The 19078-nt window shown below is 50.6% G+C and carries 18 protein-coding genes; 7 read left to right on the forward strand and 11 right to left on the reverse strand.

The window, feature by feature from the left end; translation table 11 throughout:
- Window positions 1–24 precede the first annotated feature (24 nt).
- From KO503_RS08570 to KO503_RS08585, 4 genes are read right to left on the reverse strand one after another with little or no spacing between them, the layout of a single operon-like run.
- Entirely contained in the window at window positions 25–1242 is a 1218-nt protein-coding gene (locus KO503_RS08570; protein ID WP_215991130.1) for a class I SAM-dependent RNA methyltransferase, read from the reverse strand.
- Entirely contained in the window at window positions 1239–2402 is a 1164-nt protein-coding gene (locus KO503_RS08575) for a CCA tRNA nucleotidyltransferase (RefSeq protein WP_303505080.1), read from the reverse strand. Before KO503_RS08575 ends, KO503_RS08570 begins: the two co-directional genes overlap by 4 nt.
- A complete protein-coding gene (locus tag KO503_RS08580) occupies window positions 2399–2998 on the reverse strand; it encodes a CoA pyrophosphatase (RefSeq protein WP_215991131.1) in 600 nt (199 codons plus the stop codon). The genes KO503_RS08575 and KO503_RS08580 overlap by 4 nt, the downstream gene beginning before the upstream one ends.
- Entirely contained in the window at window positions 2982–3983 is a 1002-nt protein-coding gene (locus KO503_RS08585) for an Hsp33 family molecular chaperone HslO (RefSeq protein ID WP_215991132.1), read from the reverse strand. Before KO503_RS08585 ends, KO503_RS08580 begins: the two co-directional genes overlap by 17 nt.
- A 77-nt stretch (window positions 3984–4060) precedes the next feature.
- Between KO503_RS08585 and KO503_RS08590 the strand changes: the two genes are divergently transcribed.
- Window positions 4061–4516, forward strand: coding sequence for an NUDIX hydrolase (locus KO503_RS08590; protein WP_215991133.1), 456 nt, complete (start codon window positions 4061–4063; stop codon window positions 4514–4516).
- On the opposite strand, the gene KO503_RS08595 is transcribed toward KO503_RS08590, so the two are convergent.
- Complete coding sequence (locus tag KO503_RS08595) at window positions 4479–5693, reverse strand: PP2C family protein-serine/threonine phosphatase (protein WP_354667583.1); 1215 nt, start codon at window positions 5691–5693, stop codon at window positions 4479–4481. The two genes, KO503_RS08590 and KO503_RS08595, sit on opposite strands and share 38 nt — an antisense overlap.
- Window positions 5694–5906: 213 nt before the next feature.
- On the opposite strand from KO503_RS08595, the gene KO503_RS08600 reads away from it, so the two are divergent.
- Window positions 5907–6239 carry an Hpt domain-containing protein gene (locus KO503_RS08600; protein ID WP_215991135.1) on the forward strand — a complete coding sequence of 111 codons (333 nt, stop codon included), beginning with the start codon at window positions 5907–5909 and terminating at the stop codon, window positions 6237–6239.
- On the opposite strand, the gene ilvA is transcribed toward KO503_RS08600, so the two are convergent.
- Together ilvA and KO503_RS08610 are read right to left on the reverse strand one after the other, a co-directional pair.
- The gene (gene ilvA, locus KO503_RS08605) at window positions 6236–7492 is read right to left on the reverse strand and encodes a threonine ammonia-lyase IlvA (RefSeq protein WP_215991136.1); all 1257 of its coding nucleotides are present in this window, start codon (window positions 7490–7492) and stop codon (window positions 6236–6238) included. The genes KO503_RS08600 and ilvA overlap by 4 nt on opposite strands.
- Window positions 7489–8238 carry a hypothetical protein gene (locus KO503_RS08610; protein ID WP_215991137.1) on the reverse strand — a complete coding sequence of 250 codons (750 nt, stop codon included), beginning with the start codon at window positions 8236–8238 and terminating at the stop codon, window positions 7489–7491. The genes ilvA and KO503_RS08610 overlap by 4 nt, the downstream gene beginning before the upstream one ends.
- A 137-nt stretch (window positions 8239–8375) precedes the next feature.
- Here KO503_RS08610 and KO503_RS08615 point away from each other — a divergent pair, with 137 nt between their 5' ends.
- Window positions 8376–9599: an argininosuccinate synthase gene (locus KO503_RS08615; protein ID WP_215991138.1), complete on the forward strand. Its 1224-nt coding sequence runs from the start codon at window positions 8376–8378 to the stop codon at window positions 9597–9599.
- Window positions 9600–9676: 77 nt separating this feature from the next.
- On the opposite strand, the gene KO503_RS08620 is transcribed toward KO503_RS08615, so the two are convergent.
- Window positions 9677–10543, reverse strand: a complete 867-nt coding sequence (locus KO503_RS08620) for a ribokinase (RefSeq protein ID WP_215991139.1) — start codon at window positions 10541–10543, stop codon at window positions 9677–9679.
- 17 nt (window positions 10544–10560) lie between these two features.
- Entirely contained in the window at window positions 10561–12825 is a 2265-nt protein-coding gene (locus KO503_RS08625) for an NADP-dependent malic enzyme (RefSeq protein ID WP_215991140.1), read from the reverse strand.
- Window positions 12826–12992: 167 nt separating this feature from the next.
- Here KO503_RS08625 and mutS point away from each other — a divergent pair, with 167 nt between their 5' ends.
- Window positions 12993–15620: a DNA mismatch repair protein MutS gene (mutS, locus tag KO503_RS08630; protein WP_215991196.1), complete on the forward strand. Its 2628-nt coding sequence runs from the start codon at window positions 12993–12995 to the stop codon at window positions 15618–15620.
- On the opposite strand, the gene KO503_RS08635 is transcribed toward mutS, so the two are convergent.
- Entirely contained in the window at window positions 15617–16129 is a 513-nt protein-coding gene (locus KO503_RS08635) for a nucleotide exchange factor GrpE (RefSeq protein WP_252731014.1), read from the reverse strand. The two genes, mutS and KO503_RS08635, sit on opposite strands and share 4 nt — an antisense overlap.
- A 49-nt stretch (window positions 16130–16178) precedes the next feature.
- Complete coding sequence (gene hrcA / locus KO503_RS08640) at window positions 16179–17243, reverse strand: heat-inducible transcriptional repressor HrcA (protein WP_215991142.1); 1065 nt, start codon at window positions 17241–17243, stop codon at window positions 16179–16181.
- 121 nt (window positions 17244–17364) lie between these two features.
- Between hrcA and rph the strand changes: the two genes are divergently transcribed.
- Genes rph through KO503_RS08655 form a run of 3 tightly spaced genes read left to right on the forward strand, consistent with a single transcriptional unit; the run spans window position 17365 to window position 19078 of the window.
- Window positions 17365–18078 carry a ribonuclease PH gene (gene rph / locus KO503_RS08645; RefSeq protein ID WP_215991143.1) on the forward strand — a complete coding sequence of 238 codons (714 nt, stop codon included), beginning with the start codon at window positions 17365–17367 and terminating at the stop codon, window positions 18076–18078.
- Window positions 18078–18698: an RdgB/HAM1 family non-canonical purine NTP pyrophosphatase gene (gene rdgB, locus KO503_RS08650; RefSeq protein WP_215991144.1), complete on the forward strand. Its 621-nt coding sequence runs from the start codon at window positions 18078–18080 to the stop codon at window positions 18696–18698. Before rph ends, rdgB begins: the two co-directional genes overlap by 1 nt.
- Window positions 18695–19078 (forward strand): RidA family protein, encoded by a 384-nt coding sequence (locus tag KO503_RS08655; RefSeq protein ID WP_215991145.1) that lies wholly within the window; start codon window positions 18695–18697, stop codon window positions 19076–19078. The genes rdgB and KO503_RS08655 overlap by 4 nt, the downstream gene beginning before the upstream one ends.

A 19078-nucleotide genomic window follows, 5' to 3' on the forward strand; every position in this document is an offset into this window, starting at 1 on the left:
ACAATGCTCAAAGTAAATTCTGTGTCAGGTGCGACTGAATTTCGCCGCGATTTCCACGTGAGGCGACCACCTGAACTGATCCACAACATGTAGCCAATCGATTTCGAATCCTGCCTCAACAAGCGTTTTTGCGTCTCGCCCAAATGTCACAGGGTTACAGGACACGAAACCAATCGATTGCAATTTGCTTTTGGCCAATTCACCCGTTTGCGCCAAAGCACCTGCACGCGGCGGATCGATGATTGCTGCATCAAATTTGTTCAACTCTTCCGGCAACAAAGGTTGGCGAAACAAGTCACGCGTGGCAACCGTGACGGGCTTTAATCCAGAGGCTGTTTTCCACGCTTCTGACAGGCTGTTAAGCATCACATGCTCGCCCTCAACCGCATAAACCTCGGCAAATTCTGCCATGGGCAGAGCAAAGGTGCCGCAGCCAGAAAAGAGATCCACCACACGCTCAGCGCCAGACACGGCCTCTTTCATCAATGCAATCAAAGTCTGCTCGCCGTGGCGTGTAGCTTGCAAAAATGCACCCGGAGGCGGCACAAGGCGTGCGCGCCCAAATGACAAAAAGGGGCGGGTTTCTTGCACAACCTCATCGCCGTTCCATGACAAGCGAATGATCCCGTACTCGCGGACAACAGCAGCCAAACTAGAGCGCAATTCCATGTCGAGTTCTTTGCCATCCACAACAGAAACATCCAAGCCAGCGTCGGAATCCGTCACTGTAATAGCCATCTCAACACGACGTGACCCACCGATCTGAACCAAAGCCTCAAATGCAGGCATCCCGTCCATAATTTTTTGCGTCATCAACACACAATTAGGCACGAGCACCAAAGTACCAGAGGCACGACCATGCAATCCAACCAAAACCCCTTTTTTCGTACGTCGGCCTGCGAAGGTCGCGCGCCGACGTGATTGTCTTGGTGAAGTGAAAACACTCGAAATCGGCACATCAATGCCTTGATGCGATAAGGCTGTACGTACAACATCAGATTTCCAACTCGCAACGAAATCGTCTGACGCATGCTGTAACGCACAACCACCGCAAGATTTAAAATGCACGCAAGGGGGTTTCACGCGATCAGGTGATGGTGTGACAATGCTTGGGCTTACCATGCGGTCGCCCGAGATGTCGCCTTCAACGATTTCACCGGGCAATGTTTTAGCTGCAAAGATTGGACCAGTCGCGATACCATCGCCGTGGTGCCCAAGTCGTGTGATTTCTATCTGTGTCATGTCGACTTGGTTTCCAATATTTGCATCAATTTCGCCTTGGTTAGGGCAAAACCGGACGCCAGCCAAGCATGTTGTAGCGTCTTCAACGCCGCCCCAAGTTCAGCACCAGTATATTCGGGCATTAAATCTTGGGCTCTGACTGGAAAAACCTGCTGAGATGCAGCCAAAATTTGCGATTTTACATCGGCTTGTAATGGCTGTTCAAACACAGCCGCGCGCAATGCTGCAGTACAAAGCGCCATGTCAGCACCTTCCTCAAATGCGATCTCATAAACTGAACGCCCATGGCCCATCGCGTCTTTAAATTTCGCAAGCCGCACAGATTGCTTTTTCGACAGCTTGAGCAAAGGCCCAGCATCTTCACCGCCCAGCGCGGCAAGTCGCGCCATCGGATCGATATGGAATTCTTGTGTCACATAGGGGTAAAGCGAACGCCCAGACGCGCCCGGCAAAATGGCTTGCAGAACGCCAGCCGCCTCCATCGCGCCAATCGCCATGCTTGGATCAGGCGCAGATAAAAGTTTAATGATTTCAGATCCTACGCGTTCTTTAGACAGGCCACTCAATCCGTCTAAGTTTTCAGCACACCCTGCCAGTGCATCCGCATCAAGGCCGACATCTTCATCGCCGTACATCGCGTGAAACCTGAAAAACCGCAGAATACGCAGATAGTCCTCACGGATACGATCCTGAGGCACGCCGATGAAGCGCACCTTGCGTGCGACCAAGTCAGTTATACCGCCAAGCGGATCCAAGATTGCGCCGTTCAAATCCACATAAAGTGCATTCATCGTAAAGTCACGGCGACAAGCATCCTCTTGTAAACTGTCAGAAAACGCAACAATAGCGCGGCGCCCATCTGTGGCAACATCGCGCCGAAATGTCGTTATTTCAAAGGGTTCGCCACCCGTGATGACGGTCACCGTACCATGTTCAATCCCTGTGGGAATGGCTTTCAACCCAGCCGATTTCGCAAGCTCCATCACAGCTTCAGGCCGCATCGGCGTCGAGATGTCCAGATCGGTGACAGGCACACCCATCAAACTGTTGCGTATACAACCGCCGACAAAATAGGCCGATTGATCTGCTGATTTGAACATTTTAATAACAGTTTGAGTGGCTTCAGCTTGGAACCAATCGCATGTTTTTACCGACTTCACAGACTGACCTTTTGTGCGAAAGATCGCAAAACCCGCGCGGTGGCACCCCAAATATAATAGGGCCCATAGGGCACGGTATAAAACTTGCGGACCTGTCTGCGCCAAATGCGTGACTGAATTGTGTAATTCGACATATCCAAAACATGCGCCAAAGGCACTTCAAACATCTCGGACACTTCAGCCACTTCTAAACGAGGAATGAAATCTTGCGTGACCCAGCCAACCACAGGATGCATGGTATAATTCGATATAGTTTCATGGCTGGGTAACTCGCCAAGCACATCGACGTTTTCAGGCGGAAGGCCGATTTCTTCATCAGCTTCACGTAAAGCGGCCGCAATATGTGTCGCATCGGTGGGGTCGACACGCCCACCCGGAAACGCAATTTGACCCGGATGATGTTTGATCGTTGAGGATCGTTTTGTGAGAATAAGCTGCAGACCGGAATCTCGCTCAACAATCGGCAAAAGCACACCTGCGGGCTTTAAAACAACAGCTTTTGGTCGCGCCTTAGGATTGAGATCAAAATCAGAGGACGGGCGGCCATCATGTGACAGCGCCCGTTCAATCTTCAGTCTATCAATCCGCGTCACCATCGGTCTTTGCCTTTGCTTCGAACCCAAGAGTTGTTGGATCCATAACGTAATGCGCACCACAGAATTGACAATCTGCAGAAACAGTACCTTCTTCAGTTGTCATCGTGGCAATGTCTTTCGCGGAATAGATTGAAAGACTGTTACGCACACTTTTCTCGGAGCAGCTGCATCCAAAAGTGACCGGTTGTGCATCAAACACACGGGGTTTATCCTCATGAAATAAGCGCACCAACAAATCTGTTGGTTGCACACTTGGTCCGATCAATTCTAATGGATCAACGGTATCAAGCAAGATATTAGCGCGATTCCAGTTTTCAAAGTCATCCCCATCCAAAATATCGGATGCCGTCAACAAACCCTCGTCGCTTGTGCTTTCAAGAGGTGCCGCACTTGGCGATGCTTTAGGCATTTTTTGTAACATAACACCGCCAGCACGCCATTTTTCATCGTCTCCTGCAAGCGTAGAACGACCAAAAGCCAATTCAAAACGTGTTGGAAGTTGCTCAGACTGCGCAAAATACGCCTCAGCACAACGAGATAGCGACTCAGCGGTTAGCGGCGTAATGCCTTGATAAGGTTTATTGCCCTCACCTTGGTCGATCAAAATCGCGAAATAGCCTTTTCCAACCTGGTCATAGGCAGTGCCATTGGGGTCAAGGCGCTCCGCATCATACGACGCATATGCACGAATACGCGCAGGTTTGCCGTCAGCGGAGGGCGCATAATAATCGGTCGCAATAATGCGGGCAGGGCCATCGCTGCGAATTTGAATAGACAGCTTCCACCGCAATTTGATTGTTTGACCAATCATTGCTGTCAGCAAAGCAACTTCAGCGACAAGCGCCTCGATCACTGGCGGGTAATCGTGTTGCTCGAGAACTTGCTCAAGAACACCATCAAGGCGGGCCACACGGCCGCGCACATCTGATTGATCGAGTTGAAACGGGAGAACAGTGTCATCCCAAGCGATTTTTGATCCAAGCATTTTCGGTTCCCTTGCACGTCGCAGGTTGGCATACCTTGTTCATATAAGGGCGGCAACCTCTGGGAAAAGGGCTAGATATGATTCGACGCTATGGTGATCCAAAAATAAACGGTATTTCCTATACGATGCGCCCCGGTGCATACGCTATTTTGCCTTTGAATGGCTCTTTGCTGTTGACCCATCAAGCGGCCCCTAGTCCAGAATTTCAGCTTCCGGGTGGCGGCATCGACAAGGGCGAATCCTCGATCGCAGCATTACATCGTGAAGTCATTGAGGAAACGGGCTGGCGAATTTCAAAACCACAATTTTTACATGCCTTTCGTAGGTTCGTGTTCATGCCTGACTACAATATGTGGGCGGAAAAACTGTGTAAAATATACGTTGCGCGCCCTGTTCGACGTCTCGGAGATCCAACTGAAATTGGTCATACCGCAAAATGGGTGCCCTTTGCGCAAACGCTCGCCTGTCTTGGAAACCCAGGTGATAGAGCCGCCGTTACTCAGTACTTGAGCCTGTATACTCAAGAAGAATAGCTGAAATATCGTCGGGAAAGTCTTTATCATTATTGAAATTGTTCAGGTCCCAAAGCATCGTGTCAAAAAATGCGCTGCCTGTCAGGTCTGCTATATTTTCGACTAATGAGATGAATCCATCCTCTCCCAACATGCCATTGGTGCCATCAGGGCATTCAGTGACACCATCAGACAACAAAATGATCCTTTCGCCCATGGAAATTTGGATCTCAAAATCGTCAAATATGGCCTCGGGAATCAAGCCAACAGGCAACCCGCCCTCCCCGAAGTACTCAACCGTTCCGTCTTTACGCTGAATCGCTGGATGAGGATGACCACACTGAGCCATAACAAACTTGCCATTTGTCCGATCAAAATGCCCCAAAATCATAGTAAAATAGAGATCCGTCTCCATTTCTTTCAGCATCATTGTGTTGAGTGTTTTTGCCACTTTTGCAGGTGATTTGGCGATATGCCTGCCATCTTCAGTGTGTGCGATAGCAAGGTTTTGGTCGGAGGTTGAGCCTGTCAAATAAGCCGCGAGACGTGCCGTCATCAGTGCCGAGGCAACACCATGCCCCGATACGTCTATCGAAAACACACCAAACTGATTGTCATTTATTGGAAAAAAACCAACAAGATCGCCACCAACGTGGCCGCTTGGGCGTAACAAAAGTGACACCTGAGCCGTATCAAAATCTTTGAATCGGTCTTTTACAAGCGATTGTTGCAGTTTACGCGCCTCAACAAGATCGCGATCAAGCGAATCATAAAGCCCGGAAATTTCCTGTAATGTTGAGGTAACCAGTTCATTTTTTGCAGACAGTTCACGTTGCATGCGCAATATACGTTCACCCGCACGGATACGCGCCAAAAGTTCATCGCCAGCAACCGGTTTCGTCAAAAAATCATCTGCACCAACATCTAACCCTTCTGCCACTTCTGCCTTGTCTGACTTTGACGTCAACAAGATGAAGTATCCATAGTCTTCACGGTCTAATGATCTGAAAATACGGCAAAAATCCAGACCATTAAGTCCAGGCATCATCCAGTCAGAAACAATGAGGTCAATTTTTTCTGTTTCACAAATCATCAAAGCAGCATCCCCTGACTCTGCCTCGAACACCGTATAGCCCCATCGCCCAAGATAGGATGACAATATACGTCGCTGTGCCCGCGAGTCGTCGACAACCAACACGTTGTTTACGACACCTCGCCCAGGGGCGGATGTAAGATATGCTTGCTTTTGTTGCGCGATTGCCAATGACTATTCCAACCTAGATGTCGTGGTTTGCGTTACATTGGCCTGCGCAACTTAATGGTGCCTTAAATATAAAATTGATTGTAATGATTTCCAAAAGTTACGCGATTTTAAGTCTCCTGTGTAAAAGAGGCTTAAAGGAGCGCCCAGATGATTGATTGGAACCGCATTACCGAATTACGTGATGAAGTCGGCGTCGAGGATTTTGGCGAAGTTGTCGAACTCTTTCTTGAGGAAGTGGATGAAGTCATTGAACGACTTGAAACCACAGGGGATCGCACCAAACTCGAACAAGATCTGCATTTTTTAAAAGGCAGTTCAATGAATTTGGGGTTTGCGTCCTTTTCAAGTCTTTGCCAAACAGGAGAAATTGCTTCTGCAGATGGCCACTCTGACGCTGTCGACTTGGCAGAAATTTTAGCTTCCTACAAAACATCGCGGGCTGAATTTACATCGAAAACTGACATTATTTTATCCAGTTAAAGAACAAACTCAGACAGAGTTTGGTCATTGGTTATGTCTTTATACACAAGACCAGCTTGATCCATCTTATAAAACAAGCGTTCAAAATTCTTTGGATGGTCCGTTTCAATTCCGATCAAAACAGACCCGAAATTGCGTGCCGATTTTTTAAGATATTCAAACCGTGCAACATCGTCTGCATCTCCCAACAAGTCCAAAAAATCACGCAAAGCACCCGGTCGCTGTGGCATACGTAAAATAAAGTATTTCTTGAGTTCTAGATATTTCTGAGCCCGTTCCTTCACTTCAGGCAGGCGCTCAAAATCGAAATTCCCGCCTGACGCAATGCACAATACCCTGCGCCCACGGATCACATCTTGCAAATCTTGTAAGGCATCAATCGCAAGCGCTCCGGCTGGCTCTAAAACGATGCCTTCGATGTTGAGCATCTCAATCATTGTCGCGCAGATGCGATCCTCTGGCGCCGTCAATAGCTGGCTTTTATCGACATGCCTCAAGGCAGCGAAAGGGGTCGATCCGATTTGCGCAACGGCAGCACCATCGACAAAGCTATCGATCGAACTTAGCGTCACGGGCGTTCCAGCGGCCACAGCGGCAGCCAGAGACGGGCCTCCGCTCGGCTCCACAAAATAAATCTCAGTACTCGGCGCCACCTGAGCCAAATATTGAACGACGCCAGCCGACAATCCGCCCCCACCAACAGGTAATATCACCACATCAGGGGCCTCGGCCATCTGATCCATAAACTCAACAGCAACCGATGCCTGCCCCGCAATGACATCAACGTCGTCAAACGGTGCCAAAAAGTATCCTGACGCCTCATCGCAAAAGGTTTTGGCCGAAGCCAATGTATCATCAAAATAGTCCCCAACCATGCGCACCTCGATGTTATCACCACCAAAGATTTTGGTTTTTTCAATCTTTTGTTTGGGCGTGGTGACGGGCATAAAAATAACACCTCTGACCCCAAAATGGCGACAGGCAAAAGCCACACCTTGCGCGTGATTGCCTGCAGACGCACAAACAAAAAGATCAAGGTTTGGATTTTGCGTACGTGCGCGGCTCATCGCATTCACAGCACCGCGAATTTTGTAGCTACGTACAGGTGTAAGGTCTTCGCGTTTTAACCATATATCTGAGTCAAACTTTTGCGATAAGTGATCATTGCGCGCACATGGCGTAGGTTCAAACAATTTGCGCACCAACTGAGTGGCCTCGCGTGCGGGTCTGGTGATATCTGTGCTCCGCATCATCTGCCTGCCTTCGATGTTGCCAATTCATAAATTGCCGACAGCAGACTGACGCCGACCATCAAGCCGATCCATCCCGTGACCAAAGACACTACAACCCCGACGACGCCTGATCCCAAAAATGCGTAAGGCACTTGCAAAAGCAATGTCATCAAAATCATCAAAATCGTGGCTTGAAATATCTGCGCCTTATAAGGTTCCGTTTTAGACCAAACTTCTTGAATGGACAGAGATGTCCCAAGAGCGGATGCAGGCAACATAGGAGATAGCCTGTAAAACCCATACATCAATGCACTGCCAGCACAAATAATGAAGGCCATCACAAGAAACTGCAAAGCTCCAGCCAGAGCCATTACCAGCATCAAAACAAGCATCGCGACAAACATCATCGCAAAGAGCACGACCATCAATAAAATGGATTTACCCATATAGGCCAGCATCAATGCCGCACGAAACGGCGGGATCACTGTTTGAGGGCGTTCACCCAGCAACACAAAACGATGCCATTCCACCGCGATCCAAATACTTGCCACGATCACGGCTATATTTGCCCCGAGCGCGATCAATATTTGGTTCATCGTCAAGGCTTCCCACCCTTCGACAGTTGCGGGCATAGCTGGCGCATAAGTTGAGGCGACAAGCACAATCGCCATGGTCGCGATCCAGATCAACCCAGATATCGCCAGCGCGTCATCCAAGTTTCGAAACACACGCGCGACAGCGTGCTTAAATAGCAAATATCCAGTCATCTTGGTCCATTCCCAAATGTATTAGGCAACACTTAGGGCTTTTACGCGCAAACAAAAAGCATTCAGAGCGTGAAACCTTGCCCTTCGCGCAAAAACTCGGTAATCGCCCAAGCGATATCCGCAAAAGGAAAAAGCCAATGTCCGCGCCAAAAAAAGTCGTCCTCGCCTATTCAGGCGGTCTTGATACATCGATCATTTTGAAATGGCTTCAAACCGAATACGGTTGCGAAGTAGTCACCTTTACCGCCGATTTGGGTCAAGGTGAGGAACTTGAACCGGCTCGCGCGAAAGCTGAACTGCTTGGCATCAAGTCTGAAAACATCTTTATCGAAGATGTGCGCGAAGAATTTGTACGTGATTTCGTATTCCCAATGTTCCGCGCGAATGCGATCTATGAGGGCCAATACCTGCTTGGCACATCTATCGCACGTCCGTTGATTTCTAAACGTCTTGTCGAGATCGCTGAAATGACTGGCGCGGATGCCGTGGCACATGGTGCGACAGGCAAAGGCAACGACCAAGTGCGTTTTGAATTGGCAGCCTATGCGTTGAACCCAGAAATCAAAGTGATCGCCCCTTGGCGTGAATGGGATCTGTCATCGCGCACACGTTTGCTGGAATTTGCGGAACAGCACCAAATCCCAGTTGCCAAAGACAAACGTGGCGAAGCGCCGTTTTCTGTCGACGCGAACATGCTGCACACCTCATCCGAGGGCAAAGTTCTGGAAGATCCAGCCGAGATCGCACCAGAATACGTGCACCAACGCACTGTGAATCCAGAAGATGCGCCAGACACGCCTGAGTTCATCGAAGTTGGGTTTGAGAAAGGCGACGCCGTTTCCATAAATGGCGAAGCCTTAAGCCCAGCGACAGTTTTGGAAACGCTCAACGAATATGGCCGCAAACACGGAATCGGTCGTTTGGACTTTGTTGAAAACCGCTTCGTGGGCATGAAATCCCGCGGCGTTTACGAAACACCAGGCGGCACGATCTTGCTGGAAGCCCACCGCGGCATCGAACAAATCACACTCGACAGCGGTTCTGGTCACCTCAAAGACAGCCTGATGCCACGCTACGCTGAGCTGATCTACAACGGTTTCTGGTACTCGCCGGAACGCGAAATGCTGCAGGCAGCGATCGACAAATCACAAGAACACGTGACAGGTACCGTGACATTGAAGCTCTACAAAGGGTCCGTATTCACTGTAGCCCGTGCATCTGACCACTCGCTGTATTCAGAAGCTCATGTGACGTTTGAAGACGATGCTGGCGCATACGACCAAAAAGATGCGGCTGGCTTTATCCAGCTCAACGCCTTGCGCTTGAAACTTTTGGCGGCTCGCAATCGTCGCTTCAAATAATCATTAAGACATATGAATTGAAAAAGGGGCGCAAATTGCGTCCCTTTTTTTAATGCTGTGTTGCATGCTTCAATTAACTAAACTGCAGCAACCTCTGCCGCTGTCGGAATCGCATCCGCGGTACCGTGACGCGTGACTTTTAAAGCCGCGGCCTGCGTCGCCCATTCCATAGATTCTCGTATCGACAGACTCAAATCCAGCCCAGATGCAAAATATCCAGCAAAAGTGTCGCCTGCTGCGGTCGTATCAACAGCTGTTACTTTAGGCGCAGTCACTTCAATCACCTCACCCGTTTTATTGGATCGCCACATGGCACCCTTTGCCCCTAAAGTAACCAAAACCTGCGGCACAGGAATTTTGTCTAACGTAACCCCCATTTCGCCACACAACTGCTCAGCCTCGACCTCATTCATCACCAATATCGATACATGCGGCAACACCTGCTTGACCGCTTCGATAGAAAAAGGTGCCGCTGAATAAATCACGCGTAGCCCTTTATCCAAAGCCAATTTCGCCGTCTGAGACTGTAGGTTAGTTTCATTTTGCAACAGAAGCGTATCGTCAGGTTTTGCCAGTTCTATCGCCTTGGCAATACTGCCACCGTCTTGTTGCGCATTGGTGCCTGCGTCCAAAACGATAGTGTTTTCAGCTGCCGCATCAACATAGATAATCGCGTGCCCAGTGTTGCCACTCAATGCGCGCAAATAGGTACAATCGACGCCATAGCTTTCGATCCGTTCCCGCACCCAGTTGTCTGATTGTCCAATGGCGCCAATATGATGCACCTTTGCCCCTGCCCGCGCAGCGGCCACGGATTGATTTACACCCTTACCACCCAAGCCAACAGAATAATTCGAAGCACTCAGAGTTTCACCTGGCTGAGGTAGATGGGGAAGTGCATAGAACCGGTCGATATTCACTGACCCAAGATTGAAAATTGTCATGCACTTCCCTGTTTTTGCTAGCTTACTTGTCCGACTTTACACGCGGCCAAAATTGCCATGTTCAGGATATCATTAACAGTAGAAACCGTCGAGCAGACCTGAATAGGCTTATCAACCCCTGTCAAAATAGGACCGATAACAGTCGCGCCTGCCATTTCTTGCATCAGTTTCACCGAAATTGACGCCGAATGACGTGCTGGAACCACCAAAACATTGGCTGGCCCTGTCAAGCGGCAGAACGGATAGTTTGCCATCGCTTCAGGATTAAGCGCGACATCAACAGCCATCTCACCTTCATATTCGAAATCAACACCACGGCCATCCAATACTTTTGGCGCCAAGTGCATTTTATTAGCACGCTCGGACACTGGATATCCAAAAGTTGAAAACGACGCGAAAGCCACACGAGGCTCGATTCCCATCGCGCGCGCCACCCGCGCGGCTGCCTCTGCGATATCAGCAAGATCGTTTTCATCAGGCCACTCATGCACCAAAGTGTCCGAAATAAAGACGATGCGACCTTTATGCAAAAGCGCCGTGACCCCCACGGCCCCATCTGCAGCCGTGGCATCAAAGACGGAATTGATCCGGTCTAATACATGAGCAGATTTGCGCGTCGCCCCAGTTACCAAGCCATCGGCATGGCCATGAGCCAACATCAGCGCAGAAAACGCATGACGATCACGAGCCGCTAAACGGTGGATGTCTTTTTGATCATGGCCTGAACGTTGCAGACGATTGTACAAAAATGACTTATACGTGCCCAAATGTTCAGTATTAGCGGCGTTGATGATCTCAAGCTCAGTCGCTGTGTCTGTCAGCCCTTCTTCCTTCAGCATCTGTTTCACGTCTTCTTCACGACCAACAACCAAAGCACGCCCAAAGCCGCCGCGTTGATAAGCCACAGCCGCCCGCAAAACACGCGCGTCATCGCCCTCGGCAAAGACCATCGTCGCCTGCGCTTGCCGTGCACGTGCATACAACCCTTGCAAAATTTGCGCTGTTGGGTCCATGCGCGCCTTAAGATCGTGCTCATACCCCGCCATGTCGACAATCGGGCGACGCGCCACGCCTGTGTCCATGCCTGCTTTCGCAACAGCAGGAGGAATGGTGTAAATCAAGCGCGGATCAAACGGCGTCGGAATAATGTAATCCCGCCCGAACGATAGTTTTTGCCCGTAAGCCAAAGCAACTTCGTCAGGCACGTCTTCGCGGGCAAGTTCCGCCAAGGCGCGGGCACAGGCGATTTTCATCTCATCATTGATCGCGCGCGCGTGAATATCTAATGCACCGCGGAACAGATACGGGAACCCCAAAACGTTGTTCACTTGGTTCGGGTAATCAGAGCGCCCCGTGGCCACGATAGCGTCTTCACGCACGGCGTGTGCATCTTCTGGGGTGATTTCTGGATCAGGGTTTGCCATGGCAAAAATCACAGGGTTTGGCGCCATTGAGGCCACCATATCTCCGGTCACAGCCCCCTTGGCAGAGACACCCAAAAACACATCTGCGTCCTGCATTGCCTCTTCCAATGTCCGCGCATCTGTTTTTGCGGCATGCGCCGATTTCCATTGGTTCATACCCTCGGTGCGGCCTTGATAAATAACGCCTTTGGTGTCGCACATGATACAATTGTCATGCTGCGCGCCCATGGATTTGATCAGTTCCAAACAAGCAATCCCAGCGGCACCTGCACCATTCAAAACGATACGACAGTCTTCGATCTTTTTGCCGGAAATATGTAAAGCATTGATCAGGCCTGCCGCGCAGATCACAGCCGTGCCGTGCTGATCATCGTGAAACACTGGGATGTCCATTTCTTCCTTGAGGCGTTGCTCAATGATGAAACATTCAGGGGCTTTGATATCTTCCAGATTGATCCCGCCAAAGGTAGGCCCCATCAATTTCACGGCTTGAATAATCTGTTCGGGATCTTCTGTGTCCAACTCGATATCGATCGAATTCACATCCGCGAAGCGTTTGAATAAAACAGATTTACCTTCCATCACTGGCTTGGACGCAAGCGCACCAAGGTTCCCGAGACCCAGCACAGCAGTGCCATTGGAAATAACCGCAACAAGATTGCCTTTGTTGGTGTAATCATAGGCCGTCTCAGGATTTGCTGCGATCTCCTCGCAAGGCACGGCAACACCGGGCGAATAAGCCAAAGATAGATCGCGTTGCGTGGTCATCGGAACACTCGGCGTAATGTCGAACTTTCCGGGGCGCGGGTCCATATGGAACGCCAATGCTTCTTCGCGGGTATGTTTAGGTTTGGGCATTTCGGGGGCCTCCTTTTTGCCAGTCTGACCTTATTAACGATCCATGCGCCCTCACTCAACAAAAGAACGCATGTGCCCTTTACGCTGCCAGTGCGGACGCTAAATTGGGGCCGCAACTTAATCCGAGGAATTCCTACGTGGCCGCAGAAAAATCTACCGTGACACCAATGATGGCGCAGTTCCTCGAAATAAAATCGCGTCACCGCGACGCTCTGCTGTTTTACCGCATGGGCGACTTTTACGAGATGTTCTTTGACGACGCGATTGCCGCAGCACAAGCGCTCGATATTGCTTTGACCAAACGTGGCAAACATGATGGCGATGACATTCCCATGTGCGGCGTGCCTGTGCATGCGGCAGAAAACTACTTTCATACGTTGATCCGCAAGGGATTCCGCGTCGCCGTATGTGAACAGCTGGAAAGCCCAGCCGAGGCCAAAAAGCGTGGTGCTAAATCCGTTGTAAAACGTGATGTGGTGCGACTTGTCACCCCCGGCACATTAACCGAAGACAGTCTGCTGGAAGCGCGCCGTCACAACTTTCTCGCGGCCTTCGCCGAGGTGCGTGACGAGGGCGCTTTGGCATGGGTCGATATTTCAACAGGTGCGTTTCACGTGATGCCCTGCCCGTTGATCCGCCTTGCGCCAGAATTGGCGCGGTTAAACCCCTCTGAGATGATCGTGTCAGAAGCAAATCCATCAAATTGGGCCGAATTAGTCCCTGATTTTGATGCGGCAACCACAGCCTTGTCGCGCAGTTCTTTTGATAGCACATCGGCCGCAAAACGCTTGCAAGATCTGTTTGGCGTCTCAAGTTTAGATTCTTTCGCACCCTTTGGTTTGGCAGAAATCTCTGCCATGGGTGCGATCATCGATTATTTGGAAATCACTCAAAAAGGCAAACTGCCTTTGGTTCGCCCACCCTTACGTGAAAATACTGGCGGCGCAATGCAGATCGATGCCGCAACGCGACGCAATTTGGAGATCACTCACGCCCTATCTGGCGGACGCGAAGGGTCGCTTATAGCTGCTATGGATCGCACCGTGACCGCTGCGGGTGGCAGATTACTGGAACGGCGGTTATCCAGTCCATCGCGCGATGTGTCCGTAATCCAAGCGCGCCTAGATGCGATCGAGTTTTCAATTACAAACCGTCAGCAAGCTGATGCGCTGCGCGATGTGTTGCGTAAGGTGCCTGACATGGAACGCAGTCTGTCACGTCTTGGCTTGGATCGGGCCGGACCACGTGATTTAACCGCAATTCGCAGCGGCTTGACCCAAGCACTTACTATTTCTCAATCGATGGATGCGAGTCAAATACCGACCCTATTCCAGCAAAACATGGATATTTTACAAGGGCACGATCAGACAATTGACCTGCTGGAAGATGCACTTGTGGCCGAGCCGCCCCTACTTGCACGTGATGGTGGATTTATCGCCGAAGGCTATGACGCCGAACTTGATGAATGCCGCACATTGCGCGACCAAGGTCGCGGTGTGATCGCCTCTTTGCAGATGCAGTATGCGGAAACGACAGGCATTCAATCGCTCAAAGTAAAGCACAATAATGTGCTGGGCTACTTCATCGAATGTACCGCGACACATGCCGAAAAAATGTTGTCCGAACCACTGAACGAAACCTTTATCCATCGTCAAACCACGGCCAGCCAAGTGCGGTTCACCACACTGGAACTCAGCGAGTTGGAAACCAAAATCCACAACGCAGGCGGCCGCGCACTTGAGATTGAAAAACGTCTGTTTGCCACATTGCGCGACGCTATTTTATCCGTAGCGCCGCGCATTGCTGATGCCTCGCGCGCTTTGGCCGAATTTGATCTTGTCACGGCATTGGCTGATCTTGCTGTTGGCGAGAACTGGACGCGCCCTAAGGTGGATTCAGGTCGATCTTTTGATATTCAAGGGGGGCGTCACCCTGTTGTCGAGCGTGCCCTGCGCAAGCAGGGCCAGTCCCAATTTGTCGCCAATGATTGCCGCCTAACTGATGGACATGATGGGGCTGCAATTTGGCTTTTGACGGGTCCAAACATGGCCGGTAAATCGACATTTTTACGTCAAAACGCACTGATCGCGTTGATTGCACAGATGGGTTCATTTGTGCCCGCAACCTTTGCTCATATCGGTATCGTGTCGCAGCTGTTTTCACGTGTGGGGGCTTCGGACGATCTGGCCCGTGGACGGTCCACGTTCATGGTCGAAATGGTGGAAACCGCCGCCATTTTAAACCAAGCTGACGACCGTGCTTTGGTGATTTTGGATGAAATTGGCCGCGGCACCGCAACCTATGACGGATTGTCTATCGCTTGGGCCACTTTAGAGCACCTGCATGACGTCAATAAATCCCGCGCATTGTTTGCGACCCATTACCACGAAATGACTGCACTATCCGACAAGCTGAGTGGCGCAGACAATGCCACCGTTGCGGTTAAAGAATGGGACGGCGATGTGATTTTCTTGCACGAGGTCATAAAGGGCAAGGCTGATCGATCTTACGGCGTACAGGTCGCCAAGCTTGCAGGGCTGCCCCACGCTGTTGTGGAACGCGCGCGCATTGTTTTGCAAGCTTTGGAAAACGGAGATTCTGATACCAAAACCTCTCCGAAGGCAATCATCGATGATTTACCACTGTTTTCAATCAATCCAGCCCCGACACCCGCGCCAATACAAACAGGTCCAAGTGAGGTTGAAGAAAAGCTCGCCGAGATACTTCCCGACGAGCTGACACCCCGAGAGGCGCTGCAATTGCTATACGAACTCAAATCGCTCGCGGTCGTTTAAGCGGGTGTAGAACTCACACCAACTTGCGCAGGACGCAACAAGCGATCGTGGATCATAAAGCCAACATTCATCACCTGAATGATGTCGCCTGCTTTTGTGCCAGGTAGCGCAGCTTCGAACATAGCCTCGTGAATGTTCGGATCAAACTTATCGCCAACTTCTGGCGCAAGGGCATCGATGCCGTGCTTTTTAAACACGTTCAAAAGCTCGCGCATGGTCAGCTCGATACCTTCGATCAGCGCGGCTTGTGCTTCACGTTGCTCGTCGGTGATCGTATCAACCGCACGCTTGAGATTGTCGAACACAGGCAGCATATCTCGTGCAAGCTTTGAGCCACCGTAGTTTTCCGCGTCTTTACGATCACGCTCGCCGCGTTTACGCAAGTTTTCGGCATCTGCCATAGCCCGCATAAAGCGGTCTCGCATCTCGTCACGCTCAGCGCGCAACTTTTCGATTTCTTCTTCGCTTGTGTCTTCGCCAAGGAAATCGATGGGATCATCAACCTCCATATCGAATTCAGCGTTCAGGTCTTTGTTCGAATCCGTCATGTTTCACCTTTTAAGACTTACTGGACAGAATTTTGCCAACAAGCTGTGCCGTATAATCGACAATTGGGACGATCCGCCCATAATTCAAACGGGTCGGCCCAATGACGCCAACGGCACCAATAATTTTTCGTTCTGCGTTCATATAAGGAGAAACCACCAAAGAGGAACCCGAAAGAGAGAAAAGTTTGTTCTCAGAGCCAATAAAAATGCGCACACCGTCACCATCTTCGGTTAATTCCAAGAATTCGGCAATATCCCGCTTTTGCTCCAAGTCATCAAACAGGCTACGAATGCGCAACAGGTCACCGTCATCTGCGCCAGTTCCTAGCAAATTTGACCGCCCGCGCACGATCAAGCGTTCGTTTTGCGGACCCTCGCCTTCCCAAAACGCATCGCCGTTTTCAATCAGCTCTGCCGCCAATGTATCCAATTCTTGCCTGCGCGATTTAATTTCAATCTCAACACTGCGGCGCAACTCTGACAGGGTTTTGCCCTGAGCCAGCGCGTTTAAGAAATTCGCAGCCTCTCGCATCGATGCCGCGGTTTGACCAACTGGCGGTGTGAACACACGATTTTCAACATGACCATCGGCAAAAACCAAAACAACCAACGCACGCGAGGGATCAAGACTAACAAAGTCGATATGTTTAACGGGCGCTTCATGTTTTGGCGTCAAAACCAAACTGGCACCGTGAGTGATGCCCGACAACACTGACCCAACACGGTCCAGCGTCGCGCCGACATCATTTTGATCTGGGTTTACCGTCTCTTCGATTTTGTCGCGGTCCGATTGATCGACTTTACCGACCTCTAACAGCCCATCGACAAACATCCGCAATCCAAGCTGCGTCGGCATACGCCCCGCTGATGTATGTGGACTATCAAGCAAGCCAAGGTACTCAAGATCTGACATTACATTTCGGATCGTCGCGGCCGACACCTTTTCGTTCATCGTCCGCGTTAGGCTGCGCGAGCCCACAGGATCACCGCTTTCAAGATAGCCCTCGACCACTTTGCGAAAGACTTCGCGCGATCTGTCGTTCATTTCGGTTATCAAACTGGTGCGCTCTGACATAGGTCCGCCAAAATTTAGATCTGTTTGCAGTTAAAAGACATGCAGCATAAGGGTCAATGACACTTGCACCGATTGCCTACACTTGGCTATGTCAGTTCAAACATCAGTCAAAGGACAAATTATGCGACCTTCCGGTAGATCACTAGACCAAATGCGCGAAATTTCCATCGAAACAGGCGTAACCAAACATGCCGAAGGGTCTTGCATGATCCGCTGTGGTGACACGCATGTCTTGTGTACTGCGACACTTGAACCACGCGTGCCGCCATTTATGCGCAACTCTGGCCAAGGCTGGGTCACCGCAGAATACGGCATGTTGCCCCGTTCGACCACATCACGCATGCGCCGCGAAGCCGCATCAGGCAAACAAGGCGGCCGCACTGTTGAAATTCAACGTCTGATTGGCCGCTCTTTACGGGCTGGCGTTGATCGTGTGGCTTTGGGTGAACGTCAGATCACCATCGATTGTGACGTGATCCAAGCTGACGGCGGCACGCGCTGCGCCTCGATCACTGGTGGTTGGGTTGCATTGCGTTTGGCTGTGAACAAGTTGATCAAAGCAGGTGACATTACCACAGATCCTTTGATGTCCAATGTCGCGGCCGTATCCTGTGGCATCTACGCTGGCCAGCCCATCCTAGATCTCGACTACCCTGAGGATTCAGAAGCCGGTGTTGATGGCAACTTTATTATGCTTGCCAATGGTCAAATGGTTGAAACCCAGATGAGTGCCGAAGGGTCTACTTATTCGCGTAGTCAAATGAATGAACTGCTTGATTTGGCTGAAAAAGGCGTTGCCGAACTGGTCGCCGCACAAAACGCAGCGGTGGCATAATGCGCGCATTTGATGGCAAAAAGATCGTCCTCGCCTCACACAACAAAGGTAAGCTGATCGAAATTTCCGCTCTGCTAGCGCCCTTTGGCGTCGAAGTGGTTTCTGCTGGTGACCTTGGGTTTGATGAACCCGAGGAAACCGAGAGCACCTTTGCTGGCAATGCCCGCATCAAGGCCCATTATGCTGCACAAAAAAGCGGTCTGCCCGCATTGTCGGATGACAGCGGTATTATGGTCGACGCGCTTGATGGCGAGCCTGGCGTTTACACCGCCGATTGGGCCGAAACCCCCAACGGTCGCGATTATCCGATGGCTATGAAAAAAGTCTGGGATCAGCTTGAAGACAAAAATGCTGCTAAGCCACGGCTTGCACAGTTTTGTTGCACCCTTTGTCTTGCTTGGCCAGATGGCCACGATGAAGTGTTTGAGGGCAAAGTTGAGGGGCGCCTTGTGTGGCCTATGCGCGGCGATAAAGGCTTTGGCTTTGATCCCATGTTTATCCCCTCTGGCTACGACATCACCTTTGGCGAAATGGACCCCGTTAAAAAGCAAGACATGAGCCATCGCGCGGATGCTTTCGCTAAATTCGTCGCGGGCCCGTTCAAGGATTTTAAAAAATGAGCAAACGTGTCTTAATTTCGTCCGGTTCAGATTTTGAAAAAACCATGGGCTATTCCCGCGCTGTTGTTCAGGGCGACTGGTGTTTTGTTTCTGGCACAACAGGATACGATTACACCACGATGGAAATGCCCGCGTCCATAGCTGACCAAGCGCGAAACTGTTTTGCGACAATCGCCAAGACATTGATTGAAGCAGACTTTCAAATGACTGACATCGTGCGTGTACAATACACCATCACCGACGCCTCACTGGTTGGTGACGTTGTTCCAGTACTTGGTGAAGTTTTGGGCGATATTCGTCCCGCCGCAACAATGGTTGTCGCTGATTTGATCAAGCCTGAAATGCTGATCGAAATCGAAGTGACAGCGTTTAAAGGGTAG

The sequence above is a fragment of the Pacificibacter marinus genome (assembly GCF_018860505.1).
In the GTDB taxonomy this organism is placed as follows: Bacteria; Pseudomonadota; Alphaproteobacteria; order Rhodobacterales; family Rhodobacteraceae; genus Celeribacter; species Celeribacter marinus_B.